This window comes from Paraburkholderia flagellata (assembly GCF_021390645.1).
Taxonomy (GTDB): domain Bacteria; phylum Pseudomonadota; class Gammaproteobacteria; order Burkholderiales; family Burkholderiaceae; genus Paraburkholderia; species Paraburkholderia flagellata.
Window position 1 is genome coordinate 189,473 of the sequence record NZ_JAJEJT010000001.1, and the last position, 22,880, is coordinate 212,352.

Here is a 22,880-nt window from a genome sequence, read left to right on the forward strand (position 1 = left end):
CTCAGCGCTTGAGCGCCGCCCGCAACAACCGCGCCGTATGGAGCGCGATCATGCCTTCTTCGTCGGTGCGCATCGCGAATACCGGCACGCGGCTTTCGCGCGCGCTCACCCGTTCATTGCCCTGACTGCTGCCCACCTCGTTGACTTGCGCGTCGAGCACGGTGCCGAAGACCGGCGCGAGCCGCTCGCACACCTGCGCGCGAATGGGCGCGGCATGCTCGCCGATGCCTGCCGTGAACACGAGGCCGTCGAGTCCGCCCAGCACCACCGCGAGCTTGCCCACCTCCTGCGCGATGCGATACGTATAGAAGTCGATCGCGAGTTTCGCCCGGTCGCTGCCGCTTGCGAGCAGCTCGCGCATATCGCTGCTCAGTCCCGACAGGCCCTTCAGGCCGGACTCCTGATACAGCGCCTTCTCGATGGCGTGGTAATCCATGCCTCTCGCCATCATCCAGAGCACGGCGCCCGCGTCGAGCGCGCCGCAGCGCGTGCCCATGGGCAGGCCGTCGAGCGCGGTGAGGCCCATGGTCGTCTCCACGCTTTTGCCGTCCTTCATCGCGCACAGGCTCGCGCCGTTGCCCAGGTGCGCGACGACGACGCGGCCGCGCGCGATGTCCGGCGCGACCTGATGCAGGTGCTTGGCGATGTATTCGTACGAGAGGCCGTGAAAGCCATAGCGCCGCACGCCCTCGCCGTAATAGCTGTAGGGCAGCGCGAAGAGCTGCGCGAGGATGTCGTTGCCCGCGTGGAACGCGGTGTCGAAGCACGCGACCTGTGGCAGTTCGGGCGCGGCCTGACGCACCGCGCGAATCGCGGCGAGATTGTGCGGCTGATGCAGCGGCGCGAGCGGCGTAAGCGCGTCCAGCTCCTCTATCACTTCGTCGTTGATGAGCACGGCGTCGGCGTAGCGCGCGCCGCCGTGCACCACGCGGTGACCGATCGCGGCGGGCGGCGTGTCGCGCAGGCCCACGGCGAGCACGAGGCGCAAGAGGCGAAACGCGGCGTCGTGATCGGCGACCTGGGCGACGGGAAACTTCTCGTCGACGATCAGGCGGCCGTCGGCCATATGCGCGACCACGCGCGGCGCGACGCCGATGCCCTCGATCTGTCCGCCCGCGCCATGCAGCGCGCGCGCACCGCCTTCCACGCGTTCGTCTTCGATCACGCGATACACCGAACACTTGATGCTCGACGAACCAGCGTTTACGACGAGCACGACATGGCCTTGATCGGCCGGCTGGGCTTGGACGCTGCTCACAGGATCTCCGTTGTTTTGCGCGCGCGCCGTGCGTGCGCGAGCAGCACAGCGATCGCGCAACTGCCGATGCGCGATCGCACGCTGTCGGCGCGGCTCGTGAGGACGATCGGCACGCGCGCGCCGAGGACGATGCCGGCCGCCCCCGCGCCGGCGAGGAAGGTGAGTTGCTTGGCCAGCATGTTGCCCGCTTCGAGGTCGGGCACGAGCAGGATGTCGGGGTCGCCGGCCACGGGCGAGGTGATGCCCTTGATGCGCGCGGCTTCTGCGTTGATCGCGTTGTCGAAGGCGAGCGGGCCGTCGAGCAGGGCGCCCGTGATCTGGCCGCGGTCGGCCATCTTGCAGAGCGCGGCGGCGTCGATGGTGGAAGGTATTTTTTCCGACACGGTTTCCACAGCGCTGAGAATGGCGACCTTGGGCAAGCCGATGCCCAGCGCCTGCACGAGCTCGATCGCGTTGCGCACGATGTCGGCCTTGTCGGCGAGCTTCGGGAAGATGTTGACGGCCGCGTCCGTGATGAAGAGCGGCTTGTGGTACGACGGCACGTCCATCGCGAACACGTGCGAGAGGCGGCGCTCGGTGCGCAGACCGTTCGCGCCGAGCGCGACTTCGTGAAGCAGTTCGTCGCTGTGCAGGCTGCCCTTCATGAGCAGTTCGGCCTCGCCTTCGCGCACGGCGCGCACCGCGAGCTCCGCGGAGGCGTGGCTGTGCGGCGCGTCGATGATGGTGATGCCGTCGAGGCGCAGGTCGGCTTCCTCGGCCACCGCGTGGATCTTCGCTTCGGGGCCAACCAGGATCGGCACGATCAAGCCGAGGTTGGCGGCGTCGAGCGCGCCCGTGAGCGAGGACACGTCACAGGGATGCGCCACGGCGGTGGGCACGGGCGCGAGGCCGCCGCAACGGGCGAGCAGAATCGAATACTTGTCGGGCGATGACGTCATGGCGGCCTCCACTAGGAGCTGCATTTGAACCATGCTGCGGCGCGCAAAGCCGTAACAGTTTAGACCAGCGCGAACGAGGCAGTCGGCCAGGTGCGCGCCAGCTTGCCGCGACATCGTGACACGCCATACGAAGGGTTGGCCGGAGCGCCTGTCACGCCTCGTTCACAGCGCGAGGTGATCATGGGGCAGGCACTTGTGGCCGCGGTGCGCCTTGACTTTCGGCATGCCGCCGCCTAATTTTTTAGATGCCGCAGTGCAGCATGATGTGGCTCTTTTCATGTCGCGGCCGCGCGGCGCAAGAAACGCGCACGCAGCCGCGAATATCTTTTGCCGGCCCCGTTGCCCGCAATGCCGCCCACGCGAGGGCGGCATTGCGGGCAGCGGTCAGGCCTTGCGCGCCATTCGTCGTGAAGGCGCGTGTCCACGGCCCGCGCCGGCCTGGCGTTTGTTTGCCGCGAGGCGAGCAGGCGCTCCCTTAAAGGAGATTCGTCTCGTGGCAGTTCCCACCTCCTCGCCGCAGCTTTCGTCGCCGTTTTCCTTTTTGCCCACGCTCGCATCGGGCGCGTCTTTCTGGCCCTTTGCGCCTTTCTGGCCCCTCGCGGGCGCGTCCGACGAGGAGTCATCGCCCCGCACGCCGCTGACCGTGGCGGCTTCGGCTGTGTCTTCGGTTGTGAGCCGGGCGATCGAATCGGCGCACGCCACGCCTCCCGCCGCGCAGCCGCTCTACGACTACCTCTACGACGCCTGGCAGCGCAGCGTGCTGTTCCTCGACGTCCTGCGCGAGCGCGGTAACGAGACCTATGTGCACGAGCAGGCCGGCATGCCGCCGGTGCTCGCGTTCGACTACGAAGTGATCGTCGATGGCCGCGAACTCGACGATCCCTGCAATTACGCACTCCTGCGCATCAAACCCGAAGAGGGCGCGCCGACTGACCCGCGCATGCGCCCGTTCGTCGTGATCGATCCGCGTGCGGGCCACGGCCCGGGTATTGCCGGGTTCAAGATGGACAGCGAAGTCGGCATCGCGCTGCGCAAGGGTCACCCGTGCTACTTCGTGACCTTCTTCCCGGTGCCGTGCGAAACGCAGACGATCCAGTCCGTCGCGCAGGCTGAAGCGGTGTTCGTGCAACGCGTGCGCGAACTGCATCCCGACGCGGACGGCCTGCCGTTCATCATCGGCAACTGCCAGGGCGGCTGGGCCGCAGCGCTGCTCGCGGCTTCCGCGCCCGCGCTGGTCGGCCCGCTCATGCTCGCGGGCTCGCCGCTGTCGTACTGGGCCGGCGTGCGCGGCAAGAACCCGATGCGCTATTCGGGCGGCATGCTGGGCGGCTCGTGGATGTCCTCGCTCGCCGCGGACCTGGGCGACGGCCGCTTCGACGGCGCGTACCTCGTGCAGAACTTCGAGTACCTGAATCCGGCCAACACGTACTGGGGCAAGCTCTACAACCTCTATTCACGAGTCGATTCCGAGCGCGAGCGCTTCCTCGAATTCGAGCGTTGGTGGGGCGGCCATTTCCAGTTGAACCGCGCCGAGATCGACTGGATCGTGCAGAACCTCTTCGTGGGCAATCACCTCACGCGCAACGAGGTGTTCGCGAAAAACGCGCGCTCGCCGGTGGACCTGCGCAACATCCGCACCCCGATCATCGTGCTCGCCTCCTGGGGCGACAACATCACGCCGCCGCAGCAGGCGCTCAACTGGATTCCAGACCTGTACGCGAGCGTCGACGAGATCGTCGCCAACGAGCAGGTGATCGTGTACTGCCTGCACGACAAGGTGGGGCACCTCGGCATCTTCGTTTCGGCGAGCGTGGCGAATAAGGAGCACACCGAACTATTCTCGGCGCTCGACCTGATCGATGTGCTGCCGCCGGGCCTTTACGAAGCGAAGATCACCGACTCGACGCCGGAAGCCGGGCGTCTCGAAGCGCTCGAAGGGCGCTACGAGATCCGCTTCGAGCGCCGCACCATCGACGACATTCTCGCGCTCGACGACGGCCGCGACGACGAGCAGCCCTTCGAGGTGGTGCGCCGTTTTGCGGAGCACAACCAGCGTCTCTACGACCTGTTCGTCTCGCCGTTCGTGCGTGCGTCGAGCAATGCGTTCACGGCGCACGCGCTGCGCGAGTCGCACCCGTCGCGCGTGGAGCGCAGCGTGATGAGCGACGCGAACCCGGCGCTGGGCGTGCTGCCCGCCGTGGCGGAAGCGGTGCGCGGGCACCGCCGGCCGGTCGCACCCGACAATCCGTTCACGCTGCTGGAAAAGCAGGCTTCGGCCACCATCGAGGCTTCGTGGGACGCGTACCGCGATGCGCGCGACACCTGGATCGAAAGCACGTTCTACAACGTCTACACCGCGCCGTGGGTGCAGGCCTGGGTCGGCGTGGCGCCGAACGAGCCGCTCGAGCCCATCGCGCCGCCGCTCATGGCGCTGCGCAAGGAGCTTGCGCAGTACCGCCTGCGCGCAGCGCGCGCGCATCTCACGAAGGGCACGCTCGTCGACGCGTTCATGCGCATTGCCGCGTACATCGTCGACGAAATGCATACCGTGCAGTACCGGCCGTTCCAGCGCATGCGTGAACTCGCGCGCGAGTATCTCGGCGATCGCCAGCCGAGTATCGCCGAACTCAAGGAAGCGGCGCGCCGCCAGGGCGCGATCGTGCAGCTCGACCCGCAAGCGGCGATCGAGGCTTTGCCCGAGATCGTGCCCGACATGAAGTTGCGCCGTGCGCTGCTCGCGGCCGTGTATCGCATCGCGACCGTGTCCGGGCCGCTCGAAGGCGAGCAGCGCGAGCGCTATCGCCACATTCAGCGTGCGCTGGGCGTCGAGCCGGGCAGCGAGAAGTCGGGCTTGCCGCCGCTCGATGACGGCGGGTCGTCGTCTGATGGCGGCGGTGTTTCGGGCGCTGGCGGCGGCGCGGCTGGCGGCGGCACGGAGCAGGGCGTCAAGGCATCCGCCGACGTACAGGCTGCGCAACCCGAAGCCCCGGCGGCTCCCGCGAAGGCGTCCCGCGCGAAGGCGGCCGCAGCGAGCGAAAGCGCCGCACCTACGAAACACATGCGTGCGGCGCGCGCCGGCGTGAAGGTGAAGGCCGCGGAACCGGCCGAAGCGAACAAGACGCCGGCTGCCGCCAAGACGGCGGCGCGCCGCTCGCGCGCGGCGTCTACGCCCACCGCTACGCGGGCCGCGGGCACGACGGCCACGCGCCGGCGCGCGACGCGGAGTGCGGGCGAGTAAAGGGGCGAACAAGGAAGTCCATTCGCGAGCCACCGTCGACGCGCCGCATCCCTGCCGATGCGGCGCGTCGTTTTGATGTCGACACATCGGCCGCCCGATCGGCAACTGCATCCGCGGCCATCACCGGCCGTCATCCACTGCGAGGTCAGCCATGCATACCCCTCCCGAACGGCCGCTTGCCGGCATGCGCGCGCTCGTCACCGGCATCGCGAACGCAGATTCAATCGCGTACGGCTGCGCGCGCGCGTTCGCCGATCTCGGCGCGCAACTCGCCATCACCTATCTCAACGACAAGGCCCGCCACTACGTCGAGCCGCTCGCCAACGAACTGGGCGCGCAATTGCTGTTGCCGTTGAACGTCGAGGAAGACGGGCAACTGGATGCCGTGTTCGATGCCGTGCGCGACACGTGGGGCGCGCTCGACATCGTGCTGCACTCCATCGCCTATGCGCCGAAGGAAGATCTGCAGGGCGGCCTGCTCGATTCGTCGGCGCAGGGCTTCGCCTATGCGATGGACGTGTCGTGCCACTCGTTCATCCGCATGGCGAAACGCGCCGCGCCGCTCATGCCGCACGGCGGCACGCTATTCGCAATGAGCTATGACGGCGCGAACCGCGTCGTGCCCAATTACAACCTCATGGGCCCGGTGAAGGCGGCGCTCGAAGCGTCGTGCCGCTATCTTGCGTTTGAGCTCGGGCCGCTTGGCATTCGCGTGCATGCCATCTCGCCGGGACCGCTCAAGACGCGCGCGGCCTCGGGCCTGCCCGACTTCGACCGGATGCTCGCGGAGGCCGTGGACCGCGCACCCCTTGGCGAACTCGTCGACATCATGGACGTGGGTTACGCAACCGCGTATCTGGCCACGCGCTACGCGCGCCGCATGAGCGGCAACACCGTGTACATCGACGGCGGCGCGCACATCATGGCGTAAAAGCGCGCTTAGCACGAAAGCCGAATAGCAAAGCTCGCATCGATATAAGCCGTGCGCCCCGGCTCGCTAGAATCGAGCGTTCGGCCTGCTTACGAAAATCATGCAGGCAGGCCGAAACGCCTTTCAACGACAGACGGGGATCACCATGGCAGGTTTGGGACGCACGGCGCGCTGGCTCGGCGCGGGCATCATCGCATTGAGTGCAGTGGCGGCGCATGCCGAAACGTCGCTGCTGAACGTCTCGTATGACGTGACGCGCGAACTGTACAAGGACATCAACGCGAGCTTTATCGCCGACTACCAGAAGAAGACCGGCGAGACCCTGTCGATCAAGCAGTCGCACGGCGCTTCGAGCGCGCAGGCGCTTTCGGTGCTGCAAGGCCTGCAGGCCGACGTCGTGACGATGAACCAGCCCAACGACATCGACCTGCTCGCGCAGCAGGGCCATCTCGTGCCCGCCAACTGGCGCACGCGTCTGCCTGACGCGAGCGCGCCCTATACGACGACGATGGTGTTCCTCGTGCGCAAGGGCAATCCCAAACACATCAAGGACTGGGACGATCTCGCGAAGCCTGGCGTGCAGGTCGTGATCGCGAACCCGAAGACCTCGGGCAATGGCCGCTATGCGTATCTGGCCGCGTGGGGCTACCGCAAGCAGCAAGGCGCAAGCGACGCGCAGGCGCTCGACTTCGAACGCGCGCTGCTGAAGAACGTACCGGTGCTCGACGCGGGCGGCCGCGGAGCGACGACGACGTTCACGCAACGCGACATCGGTGACGTGATCGTGACCTTCGAAAACGAAGTGGCGCTCATCGATACGGGCGTGGGTGCGAAGGACTTCGAAGCAGTCTATCCGTCGGTGAGCTTGCTGGCGGAGCCGCCGGTGACGATCGTCGACAAGGTCGTGGACAAGCGCGGCACGCGCAAGACCGCGCAGGCGTATCTCGACTATCTGTATTCGCCCGCCGCGCAGGAGATCATCGCGCAGCACCATCTGCGTCCGCGCGATGCCGCCGTACTCGCGAAGCACGCAAACGAGTTCAAGCCGATCAAGACTTTCACGGTCGAGCAGGTATTCGGCAGCTGGCAGAACGCGCAGGCCACGCATTTCGCCGATGGCGGCACGTTCGATCAGATCGTCGCGGGCCGCAAGTAACACGCGTGCAGCAGCGCATAGAAAAACGCCTCGCAAATCTTCTGCGAGGCGTTTTCGTTTGCGGCGCCGTTTGCGGCGCTAAACCGGCTTAGTACCAGCCGCGATGACCGTACCATTCGCGGCGGCCGTACCAGCGATGGCCGTCCCAGTAGCGGTCGCCGTGCCAGCCGACCACGACAGCCGGCGCGTAGGCCACCCGCACGGGCGGCGCGACGTAGACCGGACGCGGCGCGACATAAACGGGCTGCGGCGCGACATACACCGGCGCGGGCGCAACATAAACCGGAGCGGGCACGCCGACGTTCAAGCCGACTACCACACCGGCCATCGCGGTTTGCGAGGCGGCCAGGACGAGCGCTCCAGCACCCAGCGCGGCAAAGAGTTTGGTTTTCATTTTGAGCCCCTTCGGTTGAAGATTCGATGGCTTCAATGTATCCAGGCGCTCGCCCGCTTGAGTTACCAAATTGCAACAAACTGCGCGCGAATTTTACCGGCGGTAATGGGAGGAAAGGGCACTCGGCCGCCTGTGGCGGGGCTCTCGCCTGTTTCGCACGTGCGGCGGTGTTTCAATTCGTGATCGTCAGGGCAGGTCTGTAAACGTGCCGGGCGCGAAACGCCCGGCAAGCACTTGCGGTTACTGCACCGAGACGCTCGCGAAGTTCTGGCGTCCGAACGGGCTCACCTGATAGCCGCTCACGTTCGTACGCGTGATCGCGGCGGCGGTCGGGTAGCCAAGCGGAATCCACAGCGCCTGGTCGTGGATGATCTGCTGAGCGGCTTCGTAGAGCTTCACGCGCTTGGCTTGATCCGCGGTGGCCTTGCCGTCGGCGATCAGCTTGTCGAGCTGCGGATCGCAAAAGCGCGCGAAGTTGATGCCCGACTGCACCGCATTGCAGCTAAAGAGCGGCGAGAGATAGTTGTCGGGGTCGCCGTTGTCGCCGGCCCAGCCCATGAAGAGCGTGTCGTGCTGGCCCTGCTTCGCTTCCTTGATCAGCTCGCCCCACTCGATCACCTTGATCTCGGCCTTCACGCCGACCTTCGCGAAATCGGCCTGCAGCAACTCGGCGCCCGCGCGCGGGTTCGGATTCAGCACGCTGCCGTTCGGGCGCACCCAGATCGTAGTCGAGAAGCCGTTGGCGTAACCGGCGTCGGCGAGCAGTTGCTTCGCCTTCGCTGGGTCATACGGATACGGCTGGATCGACTTGTCGTAGCCCCAGGTGATGGGCGGCCAGGGGTTCGCAGCAGGCGTCGCCGTGTTGTCGAAAATCGCCTTCAGGTACGTCGTGCGGTCGAACGCCATGTTCAGCGCCTGGCGCACTTTCTGGTTGTCTAGCGGTTTCTTCTGCGTGTTGAGCGCGACGAACGCCGTCATGTACGCGGGCGTCTCCACCACCTTGAGCGACTTGTCGTCCTTCGCCGCGGCCACGTCCTGGGGCTTGGGCGAGAGCGCGATCTGGCATTCGCCGGCCTTCACCTTCTGCGCGCGCACGGCGGCGTCGGGCGTGATCGCGTAGATCAGGCGGTCCACCTTCGGCTTCGGCCCCCAGTAGGCCGGGTTCACGTCGTAGCGGATCAGCGCGTCCTTCGTGTAGCTCTTGAGCGCGAACGGGCCCGTGCCCACCGGCTTCGCGTTGAGGTCGACCTGCTTGCCGGCCTTGAGCAACTGGTCGGCGTACTCGGACGAATAGATCGACGCGAAGCCCATCGTGAGGATCGAGAGGAACGTGGCATTCGGCTCGTTGAGCTCGAACTTCACCGTGTTCGCATCGACTTTCGTGACCGACTTCACGAGCTTCACGAGGCCCATCGACTGCGCGTGCGGGAAGCCGCTCGCGCCTGCCACCTTGTGCCACGGATTGTTCGCGTCGAGCATGCGATCGAACGTGAAGACCACGTCGTCGGCGTTGAGCGTGCGCGCGGGCTTGAACCATTCGGTCGTCTGGAACGCCACGTTGGGCCGCAGATGGAACGTGTAGGTCAGGCCGTCGGCGCTCACATCCCACTTGTCCGCGAGCGAGGGCACGACCTTCTTTTGCGCTTCGTCGTAGGCCACGAGCGAATTGAAGATGACGTCGGCGGATGCGTTGGTCGTGACGAGCGAATTGAACTGCACGACGTCGAAGCCATCGGGGCTCGACTCGGTGCAGACCGTCAGCGGTTTGGCGAGCGCGGGCGTGGCCGCGAACGCGCAAGCGGCGCCAAGCGCGGTCGCGAGCACAAGTCCAGGTACGCCAGATACAAGCGCGCGCGCGGTGGGCGAGGTGAAGCGCATGGGATCTCCGTGGTTCTTCGGTGGCGGGGGGCGCCCCGTTTTGTTGGCGGTTTTGTTCGATGCGGGAGAAGCAGAGAGGCCAGGAAGGGCGCCCTGACGAGCCAAGCTTATCGAAGGGAAATTGCCGAGACAACAATTTAATCCACATACCCATATGGCATGCGGTCGTGGCGTGCGGCTTCGGGACAGTCCGCACACCACGCTGGAGGGCCTCAGTGGCTCGCCGTGCGCGGCTTGCGCGGCGCCTTTTCGAACACGCGGTCGTAGACCCAGCGCGGCAGCGCGCGCAGCATAGTGGCGGCCACGCGCATCGGCCAGGGGAACACCGCGAACGCGGTGCCGCGCGCGATGGCTTGCGCGGCCTTCGCCGCGAACTGGTCCGCGTCCATCAGGAACGGCATGCGGTAGGGGTTCTTCGCCGTCATGGGCGTGCGGATATAGCCGGGCGCGATCGTGACCACGGGCACGCCGAACGGGCGCATTTCCACGCGCAGCGCTTCGAGATAGGCGAGCGCCGCGGCCTTCGAGGCGCTGTAGGCGCCCGAGCCCGGCAGCCCGCGAACGCCCGCCACGCTCGCAATGCCCACGAGCGTGCCACGTTTCGCTTGCGCCATTGCCGAGGCGAACGGCTCGAAGGTGGCGACCATGCCGAAGTAGTTGGTGTCCATCACGTCGCGGAACGTGGCGAGGTCGCCTTCGCCCGTCAGCACGCCGCGGCTCACGCCCGCATTGGCGATGACGATGTCGGGCATGCCGTGCTGGGCGATGAAGTCGCGCGCGGCGGCGGCGAGCGCATCGGCGTCGCGCACGTCGGCGGGATAGATGGAGATGGGGTGGTTGGGGTGGGACTGCCGGAAGCCGGCAAGGGCCTCGCCGCGGCGCGCGACGAGCCCGAGAACGGCGCCCTGCCGCGCGTATTCGGCGGCGAGCGCGGCGCCAATGCCGCTCGACGCGCCGGTGATGAAGACCTTCAGTGGCGCGTCTTGCATGGCACTGTGCATTACATCTTCTTCGAGCGGATCTGCGAGACGATGAAGTCCATCACCTGCAGCGTGCCCGGCAGCGCCTTGTCTTCCGGACCCTGGACCATGGCCGGGCCGGTTTCGTACTTGCCCTGGATGGCGATGGTCGGCACGCCGTCGATCTTGTAGGAATCGAGCAGGGCCTTGTCACGCTGCAGCGCGCTCTGCGTCGAGAACGAGTTGTACGCTTCCATGTACTTCTTCGGATCGACGCCCTGCGTGGCGAGGAACTTCGCCTGATCTTCCGGCGTGAGCAGGTAGTTCTTGTTCACGTGGATTTCGTGGAACACCACCGGCGTGAGCTTCTGGGCGAGGCCGAGCGCGTCGAGCGCGTAGTACATCTTCGAATGCGGGATGAAATCGTCACGGAATGCCACCGGCACGCGCTTGAACACGACGTCCTGACCTTGCTTCTTGATCCACCCTTCGAGAAACGGGTCGAACGCGTTGCAGTGCGGGCAGCCGTACCAGAAGAACTCGATCACCTCGATCTTGCCCGCGGGCACGTCGAGCGCCTGGGGCGTCTTCAGGACCGTGTAGTCCTTGCCGGCCACGGGGGCGTCGGCGGAGGCGTGAGCCACACCGGCGATCAGCGAAAACGAGAGAAAAAGCGTACCGAGAAGTCGTTTCATGGCGTAGGAATCCACTGTTCTTGGACCGGCCGCGGCCGGTTGTTTGCCGCAGGACGCCGCTCGCGCGAACCGGGCGCGCGCGGCTGCTGCGCGGGTGTTGCATGGGTGATGCTCGTTGAGGGCGCCGCGCCGCGGGGTGCGCGGCGCGCACGGCGATTACTGCTTCGTGAAGCGGATGACGGCGGTATCGATACCGGCATCGGACAGGCGCTGACGCGTCGAGTTCATGTCGTCGAACTTCGTGAACGGACCGATGCGCACGCGATAGTACGTCACACCGCCGGCGTCGCGCTGCGTGACCTTCGACTCGAACCCCTGGAACGCAAGGCGCGCGCGTTGCTGCTCGGCGTCGCCCGAGGTCTTGTACGCACCCACCTGCAGGAAGTAGCCGGTGTTGGCGTCGCCCGGTGCGGGCGTGGCGCTGCCGGGCTTGGCGGCCGGGGGCGTCGGCACCGCGTTGGCAGGCTTTTGCGGCTGGTTGCCCGCGAGGATCTGCGCCGGGTTGGTCGCGTTGTTCGAGTTGCCGGCCGATTGCGGCTTCTTCGCGATAGCCGTGCCGCCCGTGACGGTTTCTCCCGTCGACGGTTGCGGCGCGACCGCGACGCCGTTGGCGTTGTTGTTCGAACCCGAGGGCGGCACTTCGACGATCTGCGGCTCTTCGAGCATGCCCGAGGACTGCGTCTGGTTCGTGGTCTGGCCCGGCGCCGTGTTGGGCGGCGTGCTTTGCGCGGCCTGCGGCACCGGCTGGCCCGGCGACTTGCCTTGCAGCGCGCGGTTCGGGTCGACCTGCTCGTTGTTCTGGCTGACGTCGGAGGCGGCCGGCGGCGCGACCTTCGAGACGAACGGCGTGGGCGCGCGCGTGATGTAGAGCGCCACCACCACCGCGATCGCAAGGCCGACGATCAGGCCCAGCACGATGCCGAGAAAGGTTCCCCCGGACTGCTTCGACTGCTGTTTTGTAGTGCGGCGCGGTTTTGCCATCGTCTGAATCACCTGCAAACAAGAGAATCCTGGAATGGCCGTCCGCGCGAGGCGGCGGCCCCAAACATGCTGCTGCGCGCGGGTCTCGCGCGTCTCGTTACATGCGCTCCGGCGCGGACACGCCGATCACGGCCAGGCCGTTCGCGAGCACCCGGCGCGTGGCCGCGAGAAGGGCGACGCGGGCGTCGCGCTCGGCGACGTCGTCGACGAGAACGCGTTCGGCATTGTAGAACGAGTGAAACTCAGCGGCGAGTTCGCGCAGGTAGAACGCCACCGCGTGCGGCGCGAGTTCGCTGGCAGCATGCGTGAGCATGTCGGGGAATTCGCCGAGTTTCGCGATGAGCGCGAGCGCGCGTTCGCTCGACAGCGGCGCGAGATCGACCTTGGGCAGCGCGGCCAGATTGCCGCCGAACTTGCCCTGCCAGTCGCCGAGGATCGACGAGATGCGCGCGTGTGCGTATTGCACGTAATACACCGGGTTTTCGTCGTTTTCCTTCAGCGCGAGGTCGATGTCGAATACGAATTCGGTGTCAGCCTTGCGCGAGATGAGGAAAAAGCGCACGGCGTCGCGGCCGCGGCGGATGGTGGCCTCGTCGAGCAGGTCGGGCGAGACTTCGCTGCCCGGCTTCGCGCCGCCCGACCATTCGATCAGATCGCGCACCGTCACGTAGCTGCCTGCGCGCTTGGAGATCTTCACCTCCTGGCCGTCACGCATCACCGTCACCATCTTGTGCAGCACGTAGTCGGGATAGCCCTTCGGGATACCGACGCCAAGCGCCTGCAGACCCGCGCGCACGCGGGCAATGGTGCCGTGGTGGTCGGAGCCCTGGATATTGATGACCTTCGTGAAGCCGCGCTCCCACTTGGTGACGTGGTAGGCGACGTCGGGCAGGAAGTAGGTGTAGGTGCCGTCGGACTTGCGCATCACGCGGTCCTTGTCGTCGCCGTAGTCCGTGGTCTTGAGCCACAGCGCACCTTCCTGCTCGTAGGTTTGGCCCGAAGCGACCAGCGCCTCGACGGTCTTCTCGACACGGCCTTCCGTGTATAGCGAAGACTCGAGGTAATAGCGATCGAACTTCACGCCGAACGCCTGCAAATCGAGGTCCTGCTCGTGGCGCAGATAGGCCACGGCGAAGCGGCGGATCGCTTCGAGGTTCTCCGGATCCTTCTCACCCGTGACGGGCGCGCCGTCCTTGGCCGCGACGGTCTCGCCCGCGAGATAGTCGCGTGCGATGTCGGCGATGTATTCGCCGTTGTAGGCGGCCTCGGGCCACTCGGCGTCGCCGGGCTTGAAGCCGCGTGCGCGCGCCTGGGTGGAGACAGCGAGGTTGCCGATCTGCACGCCCGCGTCGTTGTAGTAGAACTCGCGGTGCACGTCATAGCCTTGCGAGCCGAGCACGTTCGAGATGGCGTCGCCGAGCGCGGCCTGACGTCCGTGGCCCACGTGCAGCGGACCCGTGGGATTGGCCGAGACGAACTCGACGAGCACGCGCTTGCCGGCTTCGCGTTGCGAACGGCCGAATGCCTCGCCTTCTTCGAACACGGCGCCGATCACGGCGCGCTTTGCGTTCGCGGTCAGACGCAGGTTGATGAAGCCGGGGCCGGCTACTTCGGCCGCCTCGACGAGGCCTGCGGCCTCGGGCTGGGCGAGCACGGCGTCGACGATCTGCTGGGCGAGCTGGCGCGGGTTCGCGCGCATGGGCTTGGCGAGCTGCATCGCGACGTTGCAGGCGACGTCGCCGTGCGCGGCGACCTTCGGGCGCTCGAGCGTGATCGCGGGCACGACGAATGCGGCTTCGCTCGCGCCTTCGGTGGCCTTCGCCACCTGGGCGACGGCTTGCGCGAGCAGGGTCTCCAGGGTGTGTTTCTGTGCGGGCAGCATGCTGGTTGCAAATCCTGTGCGGGTAATGGGATGCGGGGCCGGCGCCAAGGGTGTGGCCTCTGGCTGCCGGCGCGGACCGCCGAATACGGGTGAGGGCGCGCCAGCCTTGCGGCAGGCCGCCTACCATGCGCCAATGCGCGGGCGGCCTCGTTGCGGCAGGCGGCGTGGCGGCGTCCTTGACGCCAGAACGTCCGGGCGCCGCGCCCTGCGGGTAATTCCGTCCTGACGGATTTTAGCAGGTGCTAATATGTGAAATGAGGTAGCGCGACTTGGGCTGCGTTGGCCCGTCTGGCTTCGCAGGCCGGAGCGTCGCGCGCAGATCCGAAAAAATCATAAAGGGAACAGACATGCTGGTTACTTTTAAATGCCACGCGGCGCCCGACGTCACGATGCTGGAGAACCTCGCACAATACCTTCTCGGCATCATCGGCAAGCGGCTCGGCCCGCGCGGGGTGATTACCCACGACGAACTCGACACCGCCATCACCAAGCTTGAAGCGGCGATCGCCACGGACAAGAAAGAGCGTCACGAGCAGGAAGGCCACTTTCACGAAGGCGAGGAGGACCGCGCCCATCACGAACTGCCGGTCGGCCTCGCGCAACGCGCCTTTCCGTTCCTCGACATGCTGCGTGCCGCGAAGAAGGAAGACAACGACGTTTTGTGGGGCATTTGAGGTTCGTGTTCGAGGTGTGAGCGGCGCAGGGCGTGGTCGCGCTGCGTCCAATACACGCAGCGGCCAGCTTGTCACGGCCGCCTGGGCGGCCCCGCCTGATCCGTGTTCCAAAAGCGAAGAGCCCGCACTGTGCGGGCTCTTTGCTTTTGTCGACCTGCGGCGCACGTTACTCGCTGGCGGCCGCCGGCTCGGCAGCGGAAGCCGCCGACTTTTTCGCCTTGGTTTTCTTCGGCTTCTTCACGTGCTTTTCGGTGGGCGCCGAATACGACGTCGCCGGGCTCGCCTGCTCCGGCGCGGCCGGCTGGGCGAACGACGGCTGCGCAAGCGCTGCGACGCCGAAGGCGGTCAACATCAACATCAGCTTCTTCATACGATTTCTCCGTCGAGGTTGCTTCGATTTTGCGTTTTAAGGATTTGCTGATGATCGAGCCGGCGCGGCGTTGCCGCGTGTGGCCGGGCGTCATGCAGGTGCTGCCTGGGTCTTGCCGGGCCATCTTACAAAGCCGAAAAATTGCGCGCGCGTAATTTTCACCTTGCCGGATCGCGTATGTCGGGCGGTGACAACGGGAGTAGCACAGCGGGAGGAAGCGCGCCGCACGAAGCGGCGCGCAGTACGCCTGAGAAAAGTGACTTGATCGGCGCCTTAAAGCAGCGCCTTAAAGCAGCGCCTTAAAGCAGCGCCTTAAAGCAGCGCCGTAAAGCAGCGCCGTAAAGCAGCGGTTTAAAGCTGCGGCGCGAGCGCGCGGCGGGCGTCCTCGTCGGAGAGCGACATGCGGCGCGCGTAATCGGCGAGCTGGTCCTGGCCGATCTTGCCCACCGAGAAGTACGTGCTGTCCGGGTGCGCCAGGTAGAAGCCCGAAACGCTCGCGGCCGGCAGCATGGCGAGCGATTCCGTCACGCTCATGCCGACTTCGCCCGCTTGCAGGAAGTCGAACATGTCGCGCTTCACGAGGTGGTCCGGGCAGGCCGGGTAGCCCGGAGCCGGGCGAATGCCCGCGTACTTCTCGGCGATCAGCGCGTCGTTGTCGAGCGTTTCGCTGGCCGCATAGCCCCACAGGTCGCGGCGCACGCGCGCGTGCAAAGCTTCGGCGAACGCTTCCGCGAAGCGGTCCGCGAGTGCCTTGAGCATGATCGCGCTGTAGTCGTCGTGGTCCTTCTCGAACTGCGCTTCTTTCACGTCCACGCCAATACCCGCCGTGACCGCGAACATGCCGATATAGTCGGCCACGCCCGAGTCCTTCGGCGCGATGAAGTCGGCAAGCGAGCGGTTCGGGCGCATCACGCCGTCCACCACGGGGCGCACCGACTGCTGGCGCAGATTGCGCCACGTGAGCGCGACTTCGCTGCGCGATTCGTCGGTGTAGATCTCGATGTCGTCGTCGTTGACGGTATTGGCGGGCAACAGCGCGATCACGCCGTTGGCCTGCAGCCAGCGGCCCTGGATCAGGCGCGACAGCATCGACTTCGCGTCGGAAAACACGCGGCGCGCCGACTCGCCCACGATCTCGTCGTTGAGGATCTGCGGATAGGGGCCCGCGAGATCCCACGTCTGGAAGAACGGACCCCAGTCGATGTAATTCGCGAGTTCGTTCAAGTCGAAGTTCTTGAACACGCGGCGGCCGATGAACTTCGGCTTCACGGGCTGGAAGTTCGCCCAGTCGACCTTCGTCTTGTTCGCGCGCGCCTCTTCGAGTGTCACGAGGGGCTGAGCCTTCTTGTTGGCGTGCTGATCGCGAATGCGGTCGTAGTCGGTCTTGAGATCGTCGATGAACTTCGTTGCGCCCTCATCCGAAAGCAGGCTCGAGGCGACCGAAACCGAACGCGACGCGTCCGGCACGTACACGACCGGACCTTCGTAGTGCGGCGCGATCTTCACTGCGGTATGCACGCGCGACGTCGTCGCGCCGCCGATGAGCAGCGGAATCTTCTTGATGCGGAAGTAGTCGTCGCGTTGCATTTCGCTCGCAACGTAGGCCATTTCCTCGAGCGAGGGCGTAATGAGCCCCGAGAGGCCGACGATATCCGCGCCTTCGACCTTCGCCTTCGCGAGAATCTCGTTGCACGGGACCATCACGCCCATGTTGACCACTTCGAAGTTATTGCACTGGAGCACGACGGACACGATGTTCTTGCCGATGTCATGCACGTCGCCCTTCACGGTCGCGATGACGATCTTGCCCTTCGCGCGCACGTCGGCGCCCGATTCGGCGAGCAGGCGCTTTTCTTCCTCGATGAACGGAATCAGGTGCGCCACGGCCTGCTTCATCACGCGCGCCGACTTCACAACCTGCGGCAGGAACATCTTGCCCTGGCCGAACAGGTCGCCGACGATGTTCATGCCGTCCATGAGCGGGCCTTCGATCACGTTGATCGGCCGGCCGCCCGCGCCCATGATCTTCACGCGTGCTTCTTCGGTGTCCTCGACAATGAAGTTCGTAATGCCGAGCACGAGTGCGTGCGCGAGACGCTTTTCCACGTCCTGGTTGCGCCACTCGAGGTTATCTTCCTTCTTCGCGGCGCCCGTCTTGAACTTGTCTGCGATTTCGAGCAGACGGTCAGTTGCGTCGGCGCGGCGGTTGAGCACCACGTCTTCCACACGCTCACGCAACTCGGCGTCGAGGTCGGCGTACACGCCGAGCTGGCCCGCGTTCACGATGCCCATGTCCATGCCCGCCTGAATGGCGTAGTAGAGGAACACGGTGTGGATCGCCTCGCGCACCGGGTCGTTGCCGCGGAACGAGAACGACACGTTCGACACGCCGCCGCTGATCTTCGCGTAGGGCAGGTTCTGCTTGATCCAGCGCGTGGCTTCGATGAAGTCCACCGCATAGTTGTTGTGCTCTTCGATGCCTGTGGCTACCGCGAAGATGTTCGGGTCGAAGATGATGTCCTCGGGCGGGAAGCCCACTTCGTTCACGAGGATGTCGTAGGAGCGCTTGCAGATCTGGGTCTTGCGCGCGAACGTGTCGGCCTGGCCCTGCTCGTCGAACGCCATCACCACGCTCGCCGCGCCGTAGCGGCGAATGAGCTTCGCGTGATGCACGAACTGCTCCTTGCCTTCCTTGAGCGAGATCGAGTTGACGATGGCCTTGCCCTGCACGCACTGCAGGCCCGCCTCGATCACGTCCCACTTCGACGAGTCGATCATGATCGGCACGCGCGCGATGTCGGGCTCGGAGGCGATGAGGTTCATGAAGCGCACCATCGCCGCCTTCGAGTCGAGCATGGCTTCGTCCATGTTGACGTCGATGACCTGCGCGCCGTTTTCGACCTGCTGGCGCGCAACCGCGAGCGCCTCGTCGAACTGGCCGTTGAGGATCATCCGCGCGAAGGCCTTCGAGCCGGTCACGTTGGTGCGCTCGCCCACGTTGATGAACAGCGTGCCTTCGGTCACGTTGAAGGGTTCGAGGCCGGAAAGGCGCAGGGTATGGTCAGTCATGGCGTAGGACCGGATCGTATGTTGTTGGAGCGGGACTCGTAAAGCAGCGATCGAACGTGTCGTCAGGCGGCGTCGCGGTACTGGCCGGGCCAGCGGCGCGGCTTGATTTCAGCGAGTGCCTTTGCGATGGCCGCGATGTGCTCGGGCGTCGTGCCGCAGCAGCCGCCCGCCACGTTCACGAGACCCGCGCTCGCGAATTCCTTGAGCAGTGCCGATGTATCGGCGGGCCTTTCATCGAAGCCCGTGTCGCTCATCGGATTGGGCAGGCCCGCGTTCGGATAGCACGAGACGTACGTGTCGCACAGCTTCGCAAGCTCGGCGATGTACGGGCGCATGAGCGCCGCACCCAGTGCGCAGTTCAGGCCGAACGTGAGCGGCTTCGCGTGGCGCAGCGAGTTCCAGAACGCCTCGACGGTCTGGCCCGAGAGAATGCGGCCCGAGGCGTCGGTCACGGTGCCCGAGATCATGATCGGCAGATTCTCGCCCGTGTCTTCGAAGAGCTGGTCGAGCGCGAAGAGCGCGGCCTTGGCGTTGAGCGTGTCGAAGATCGTCTCGACGAGGAAGAGGTCGCAGCCGCCGTCCATGAGCGCCTTCGCCTGTTCATAGTACGCACGGCGAAGCTCTTCGAACGTGACGTTGCGCGCACCCGGATCGTTCACGTCGGGCGAGATGCTCGCCGTTTTCGGCGTCGGCCCGATTGCGCCCGCGGCGAAGCGCGGCTTGTCCGGCGTCGAATACTTGTCGCACGCGGCGCGCGCGAGCTTCGCCGACTCCACGTTCATCTCGATGGCGAGCTCGCCCATGCCGTAGTCGTCCTGGGCCACCGTGGTCGCGCCGAACGTGTTGGTCTCGATGATGTCCGCGCCCGCCGCGAGATACTGCTCGTGAATCTCGCTGATGATCTGCGGCTGCGTGAGCGAGAGCAGTTCGTTGTTGCCCTTGATATCGCGCGGGTAGTCCTTGAAGCGCTCGCCCCGGTAGGCAGCTTCGTCGAGCTTGTAGCGCTGGATCATCGTGCCCATCGCGCCGTCGAGGATCACGATACGCGAGGCGAGCAGCGCGGGAAGCGCTGCGCCGCGCGTGTATTTGGCGTCCCCGGCGGGGCGCGAGGCAAGGGCTGCGGGCTGGTTCATGGATCGCGGGCGGGCGTGGTGCCGGTTGAACTGGGAAACCTCACATTGTAGCCGCTGCGGCAACCGGCCGCTGCCCGCGGCGTCGCGCGCAGGCAACCGCGGTGGCGTGCGCTGGACGGCCAAAAGAAAACCCCGCCCGGGGAGCCGGACGGGGTTTCGTGTGAAGGGCGCTGCGCGTTGAGTGCCGCGGGGTGCGCTAGCGTCAGTGAAGCACGACGGGTTGCTGCATGAGGCTGTCGAACTGTCCGAGGAATTCGTCGACTTCGTCGAGCGACTGGTCTTCGTCCATCAGCTTTTGCACGTCTTCGCGAAAACGTGCCGCCATCACGCCGTCGATGAAGATCTCGCGGCGCGCGTTTTTGTCGACGATCTCATAGCCTCCTGCGCGCATGGCGCTGTGGCCGTCCTGCGGTGGGAACTCGACGACGCAATAGTTGGGACTGTTGTAGATCATTTGCATGGCGACACTCCTTTTTCCTGTGCTCCCTGACCTTCTGGGTCAATACATGGAGCGTTCGTTCTGGAATTCAAGGGGTGGGTCCCGCATCACCTCTTATGTGGACTGCTCTCCCTTTTTATACTTCACTTCTCAACTGCGTCTGCTGTCACTGCCATGATGCTTTTACTTCGAACTACTTAGACCAACTGCTTGAGAAACGTTTCGAGCAACGCTGTGAAACGGTGAGACTCCTCTACCGGGGCCAGATGCGCCGCATCGAGCACCACGAAATGCGACCCTTCTATCGCTCTTGCAAGGGCTTGTGTCATGGCCATCGGCGTGCCGTTGTCGTGGCGGCCCGCGACAGCGAGCGTCGGCACGCGCAACTGCGCGAGCCTGTTTTCCACGTCGAAATCGCGTAGCGCCTCACAGGCCATCGCGTAGCCTTCTGAAGGGGTCCGTAATAAAACGTCACAAATTCGCTCGACAGTTGGCGCATGCGTGTGCCGGAAGTCGGCGGTGAACCAGCGTGCCATTGTCGCGTCGACGAGCGCCCCGAGACCGTCGCTGCGCACCGTGGCGGCGCGCTCGTTCCATGTTTCGCGCGCTTGTGACGGCGTATGGCTAGCCGTGTCGCAAAGCGTGAGCGTCGCCACGCGTTCAGGATAATCGAGCGCGAACTGCTGCGCGATCATGCCGCCCATCGACATGCCAACGAGATGTGCATGCTCGATGCCGGTTGCGTCGAAAAGTGCATCGAGGTCCTCGGCGAGTTCTGCGAAGCCAAAGGACTCGCGTGCAACAGCGCTCGCGCCATGCCCGCGCACGTCATAGCGCAGCACGCTGTGGCGATGGCGGAAATGTCCGGCGAGCGTGTCCCACACGCCAAGGTCGCCGCCCAGTTGATGAATGAACGCCAGCGCTGGCCCACCGCTCCTGTCGTCGAAGACATAGTGCGTATCGATGCCGTTGACAGTCACTTGCATGGGTTCCTCCTTCGCCTTCCAGGCTGGGAGTCAAGCCGTTTGCGAGGTACTGCATGCACGCGATGCTGGTGGAGCAATCCGCGCGCCTGGGGCACGCGGACGATGCGCGATGCGATGTTCGTTAGCTTGTGTGTCGCGTCCCTGTTTGCTGCGTTATTTATTGTGTCGTGCCGATTTTTTCCGTCTTTTGCAGCGTGTATCGGTTTGCTGGTCCTGGTCGGTTCGCTGTTTCGCTATTTGCGCGCGGTGTCGTATTGCCGTATTTCGTCTGCTTGTTTTTGGCCCTTCATGCTGCGCGCGAAGCCTTGCGATCCTCGACGCATGGCTCGATTCCAGTATGCGCTATTTCACGGGTTTGTGTCGTGAGGCGGGCCGGTTGGATCGCGCGATTCGTGCGCTTGCGCGCTCAGGGATGTTCGGGCGCCGCGCCCGGCGAGACGGGAGAGGGTTCGTCATCCGCGGACGGTTGCGGCGGTGATTCTGTCTGCGCACTGGGCATATTGGCGGGTGGTGCCGGTTGCGCAGGCGATTGCGGTTCGGGCGCAGGGGCTGGCGCAGCTTGCGGCGCAGTTTCCGGCGCAGTTTCCGGTGTTGCGGATTGTGCCGATGTTGTGTCGGGTGCGGCGTTGGGCGTCGTGGCGGTCGCGGCCGTTGCCGAGTCGGGCGTCGGCGCGCTCGCGTTCGGAGCACTTGGCACCGTGAGCGCGCCGCGCCACACCAGTTCGAACTGGTTGCCATTCGGCTCGGTCTGCACGAGGCGCACGGGCAACCAGCCGAGCGTTGGCGCGAGCCACACGTCGATGCGCCGCTTGTCGCCCTCGCGGCGCGGCAGACGCATGAAGTGGCGTGCCGTGACGTAGCCGTGATCCGTGCTCACGGTTTCGTCGCCGATCGTGGTGATGGGCCAGGTTTCGCCGCTGTCGTTGTCGGCGACATAGAACTCGCGCGTGACGCCCGGTTTGTACGCGTCGGGGTCGCCGCGCACGAGGCTCGCGAGTTGCATCACCATGCTGAAGCGGTCCTGCGCGCCATCGGCCAGCGCGAGCGAGTTGGGCGTGCGCGTGAATACGATCTGCTTGTCGGTGCGGTTGAAAATCGTCACATCCGAAGGTCGATGGCCGCGCTTTTCGATGTACTGATCGGGCGCGAGGCCGAAGGCGTCCACGCGGCCCTTGCTCGTCCAGCTGAACTCGCCGACGAAGGGAAGGGGCACGCGCACGACCATTTCGTAACGTTGACCGTCGCTTGACCAGTGGATCGTGCCGGGCTGATTGCGCACGCCGTTATAGAACGTGTCGTATTGCAGTTCGCCCGATGGCGGCACCGAAAACTTCAGCCCATGCGAAGCCTGCGTGGCTTGCGCCGAAGGCTGCTTGCCGTTGCCGGGCGCTGCGCTTGCCGTGCCGCTTGTACCACTCGAGCCGGCTGCGACCTGCGAAGCCGCTGCGGGCGCCAACGCCGCTTGTGTATCCGTCGGCGCGGCAGGTGCTTTGGGGTGCGGTTTTGGCGGCGCGACTGCATGCAGCGTATGCGGCTCGGCCGGCTTCGGCGCGGGTTTGGGCTCGGCATGCGCGGGCGCCGCCGCGGGGCCCGCGGGCCGTGCCTCGCGTTCGATGCGCTCCGGCTTGAGGAGCGCCACCTGCACCGGCACTCGCACGTGCGCGACGGGGGACGGCGCGCCGTGATGCCGCTCGAACCATTCGGCCGCGAGCCAATGGAGCGCCGTGACCGCGACGAACACACCGACCCAGCGCCACGCGCGCGTGCGCGGTGGCCTGCGTGAGTCGGTGTCGAGGCGGCGTGCCTCGCGCGGGGCGGCGGGTGTGGACATCGGCGGTTCGTGGGTCGGTATCGGTCGTACGTTACTGTGACACAACCCGCCTCTGGCGCGCAGAAACC

18 protein-coding genes are annotated in these 22,880 nt (G+C 65.7%); 4 read left to right on the forward strand and 14 right to left on the reverse strand.

Translation table 11 applies throughout. From position 1 onward, the window contains the following. Position 1 precedes the first annotated feature (1 nt). Together L0U83_RS00880 and L0U83_RS00885 are read right to left on the reverse strand one after the other, a co-directional pair. The gene (locus L0U83_RS00880; protein WP_233879047.1) at positions 2–1,258 is read right to left on the reverse strand and encodes an acetate/propionate family kinase; all 1,257 of its coding nucleotides are present in this window, start codon (positions 1,256–1,258) and stop codon (positions 2–4) included. Beyond that, positions 1,255–2,196: a bifunctional enoyl-CoA hydratase/phosphate acetyltransferase gene (locus tag L0U83_RS00885; RefSeq protein ID WP_233879048.1), complete on the reverse strand. Its 942-nt coding sequence runs from the start codon at positions 2,194–2,196 to the stop codon at positions 1,255–1,257. Before L0U83_RS00885 ends, L0U83_RS00880 begins: the two co-directional genes overlap by 4 nt. Positions 2,197–2,689: 493 nt before the next feature. On the opposite strand from L0U83_RS00885, the gene L0U83_RS00890 reads away from it, so the two are divergent. The 3 genes from L0U83_RS00890 to L0U83_RS00900 all read left to right on the forward strand — a co-directional run bounded on the left by L0U83_RS00890 (position 2,690) and on the right by L0U83_RS00900 (position 7,521). Further along, positions 2,690–5,434 carry a DUF3141 domain-containing protein gene (locus tag L0U83_RS00890; protein WP_308445011.1) on the forward strand — a complete coding sequence of 915 codons (2,745 nt, stop codon included), beginning with the start codon at positions 2,690–2,692 and terminating at the stop codon, positions 5,432–5,434. A gap of 151 nt (positions 5,435–5,585) precedes the next feature. Next, complete coding sequence (fabI, locus tag L0U83_RS00895; RefSeq protein ID WP_233879049.1) at positions 5,586–6,365, forward strand: enoyl-ACP reductase FabI; 780 nt, start codon at positions 5,586–5,588, stop codon at positions 6,363–6,365. Between the two features lie 145 nt (positions 6,366–6,510). Next, on the forward strand, positions 6,511–7,521 hold the full coding sequence (locus L0U83_RS00900) for a sulfate ABC transporter substrate-binding protein (protein ID WP_233879050.1): 1,011 nt from the start codon (positions 6,511–6,513) through the stop codon (positions 7,519–7,521). 88 nt (positions 7,522–7,609) lie between these two features. Here L0U83_RS00900 and L0U83_RS00905 read toward each other — a convergent pair whose 3' ends face one another. From L0U83_RS00905 to argS, 6 genes are all read right to left on the reverse strand, one after another. Next, positions 7,610–7,915 (reverse strand): hypothetical protein, encoded by a 306-nt coding sequence (locus L0U83_RS00905; RefSeq protein WP_233879051.1) that lies wholly within the window; start codon positions 7,913–7,915, stop codon positions 7,610–7,612. A 240-nt stretch (positions 7,916–8,155) separates the two neighbouring features. Continuing rightward, positions 8,156–9,793, reverse strand: a complete 1,638-nt coding sequence (locus L0U83_RS00910) for an ABC transporter substrate-binding protein (RefSeq protein WP_233879052.1) — start codon at positions 9,791–9,793, stop codon at positions 8,156–8,158. A gap of 212 nt (positions 9,794–10,005) precedes the next feature. Next, positions 10,006–10,782 carry an SDR family oxidoreductase gene (locus L0U83_RS00915; RefSeq protein ID WP_233879053.1) on the reverse strand — a complete coding sequence of 259 codons (777 nt, stop codon included), beginning with the start codon at positions 10,780–10,782 and terminating at the stop codon, positions 10,006–10,008. 11 nt (positions 10,783–10,793) lie between these two features. Continuing rightward, on the reverse strand, positions 10,794–11,447 hold the full coding sequence (locus tag L0U83_RS00920; RefSeq protein ID WP_233879054.1) for a thiol:disulfide interchange protein DsbA/DsbL: 654 nt from the start codon (positions 11,445–11,447) through the stop codon (positions 10,794–10,796). Positions 11,448–11,603: 156 nt separating this feature from the next. Continuing rightward, on the reverse strand, positions 11,604–12,446 hold the full coding sequence (locus L0U83_RS00925) for an SPOR domain-containing protein (RefSeq protein ID WP_233879055.1): 843 nt from the start codon (positions 12,444–12,446) through the stop codon (positions 11,604–11,606). Between the two features lie 79 nt (positions 12,447–12,525). Then, a complete protein-coding gene (argS, locus tag L0U83_RS00930; protein WP_233879056.1) occupies positions 12,526–14,310 on the reverse strand; it encodes an arginine--tRNA ligase in 1,785 nt (594 codons plus the stop codon). 347 nt (positions 14,311–14,657) lie between these two features. On the opposite strand from argS, the gene L0U83_RS00935 reads away from it, so the two are divergent. Further along, a complete protein-coding gene (locus L0U83_RS00935) occupies positions 14,658–14,984 on the forward strand; it encodes a DUF1840 domain-containing protein (RefSeq protein ID WP_233879057.1) in 327 nt (108 codons plus the stop codon). Between the two features lie 166 nt (positions 14,985–15,150). Here the strand turns inward: L0U83_RS00935 and L0U83_RS00940 are convergent, their stop codons facing one another. The 6 genes from L0U83_RS00940 to L0U83_RS00965 all read right to left on the reverse strand — a co-directional run bounded on the left by L0U83_RS00940 (position 15,151) and on the right by L0U83_RS00965 (position 22,812). After that, positions 15,151–15,354: an acid-shock protein gene (locus L0U83_RS00940; protein WP_233879058.1), complete on the reverse strand. Its 204-nt coding sequence runs from the start codon at positions 15,352–15,354 to the stop codon at positions 15,151–15,153. Positions 15,355–15,705: 351 nt separating this feature from the next. Continuing rightward, the gene (metH, locus tag L0U83_RS00945; RefSeq protein ID WP_233879059.1) at positions 15,706–18,423 is read right to left on the reverse strand and encodes a methionine synthase; all 2,718 of its coding nucleotides are present in this window, start codon (positions 18,421–18,423) and stop codon (positions 15,706–15,708) included. 62 nt (positions 18,424–18,485) lie between these two features. Continuing rightward, the gene (locus L0U83_RS00950; RefSeq protein ID WP_233879060.1) at positions 18,486–19,556 is read right to left on the reverse strand and encodes a homocysteine S-methyltransferase family protein; all 1,071 of its coding nucleotides are present in this window, start codon (positions 19,554–19,556) and stop codon (positions 18,486–18,488) included. Positions 19,557–19,758: 202 nt separating this feature from the next. Further along, positions 19,759–20,016 (reverse strand): BTH_I0359 family protein, encoded by a 258-nt coding sequence (locus L0U83_RS00955; RefSeq protein WP_028201771.1) that lies wholly within the window; start codon positions 20,014–20,016, stop codon positions 19,759–19,761. A 176-nt stretch (positions 20,017–20,192) separates the two neighbouring features. Beyond that, positions 20,193–20,981, reverse strand: a complete 789-nt coding sequence (pcaD, locus tag L0U83_RS00960; RefSeq protein WP_233879061.1) for a 3-oxoadipate enol-lactonase — start codon at positions 20,979–20,981, stop codon at positions 20,193–20,195. A 406-nt stretch (positions 20,982–21,387) separates the two neighbouring features. Continuing rightward, a complete protein-coding gene (locus L0U83_RS00965) occupies positions 21,388–22,812 on the reverse strand; it encodes a DUF3108 domain-containing protein (RefSeq protein ID WP_233879062.1) in 1,425 nt (474 codons plus the stop codon). Between the last annotated feature and the right edge of the window lie 68 nt (positions 22,813–22,880).

Bases quoted from the DNA above. Each gene is read 5' to 3' on its own strand.
- L0U83_RS00885 (WP_233879048.1), bottom strand. From the start codon at position 2,196: ATGACGTCATCGCCCGACAAGTATTCGATTCTGCTCGCCCGTTGCGGC.
- L0U83_RS00910 (WP_233879052.1), bottom strand. From the start codon at position 9,793: ATGCGCTTCACCTCGCCCACCGCGCGCGCGCTTGTATCTGGCGTACCT.
- L0U83_RS00950 (WP_233879060.1), bottom strand. From the start codon at position 19,556: ATGAACCAGCCCGCAGCCCTTGCCTCGCGCCCCGCCGGGGACGCCAAA.
- argS (WP_233879056.1), bottom strand. From the start codon at position 14,310: ATGCTGCCCGCACAGAAACACACCCTGGAGACCCTGCTCGCGCAAGCC.
- fabI (WP_233879049.1), top strand. From the start codon at position 5,586: ATGCATACCCCTCCCGAACGGCCGCTTGCCGGCATGCGCGCGCTCGTC.
- metH (WP_233879059.1), bottom strand. From the start codon at position 18,423: ATGACTGACCATACCCTGCGCCTTTCCGGCCTCGAACCCTTCAACGTG.
- L0U83_RS00915 (WP_233879053.1), bottom strand. From the start codon at position 10,782: ATGCAAGACGCGCCACTGAAGGTCTTCATCACCGGCGCGTCGAGCGGC.
- L0U83_RS00935 (WP_233879057.1), top strand. From the start codon at position 14,658: ATGCTGGTTACTTTTAAATGCCACGCGGCGCCCGACGTCACGATGCTG.
- L0U83_RS00905 (WP_233879051.1), bottom strand. From the start codon at position 7,915: ATGAAAACCAAACTCTTTGCCGCGCTGGGTGCTGGAGCGCTCGTCCTG.
- L0U83_RS00940 (WP_233879058.1), bottom strand. From the start codon at position 15,354: ATGAAGAAGCTGATGTTGATGTTGACCGCCTTCGGCGTCGCAGCGCTT.
- L0U83_RS00965 (WP_233879062.1), bottom strand. From the start codon at position 22,812: ATGTCCACACCCGCCGCCCCGCGCGAGGCACGCCGCCTCGACACCGAC.
- L0U83_RS00955 (WP_028201771.1), bottom strand. From the start codon at position 20,016: ATGCAAATGATCTACAACAGTCCCAACTATTGCGTCGTCGAGTTCCCA.
- L0U83_RS00920 (WP_233879054.1), bottom strand. From the start codon at position 11,447: ATGAAACGACTTCTCGGTACGCTTTTTCTCTCGTTTTCGCTGATCGCC.
- pcaD (WP_233879061.1), bottom strand. From the start codon at position 20,981: ATGCAAGTGACTGTCAACGGCATCGATACGCACTATGTCTTCGACGAC.
- L0U83_RS00900 (WP_233879050.1), top strand. From the start codon at position 6,511: ATGGCAGGTTTGGGACGCACGGCGCGCTGGCTCGGCGCGGGCATCATC.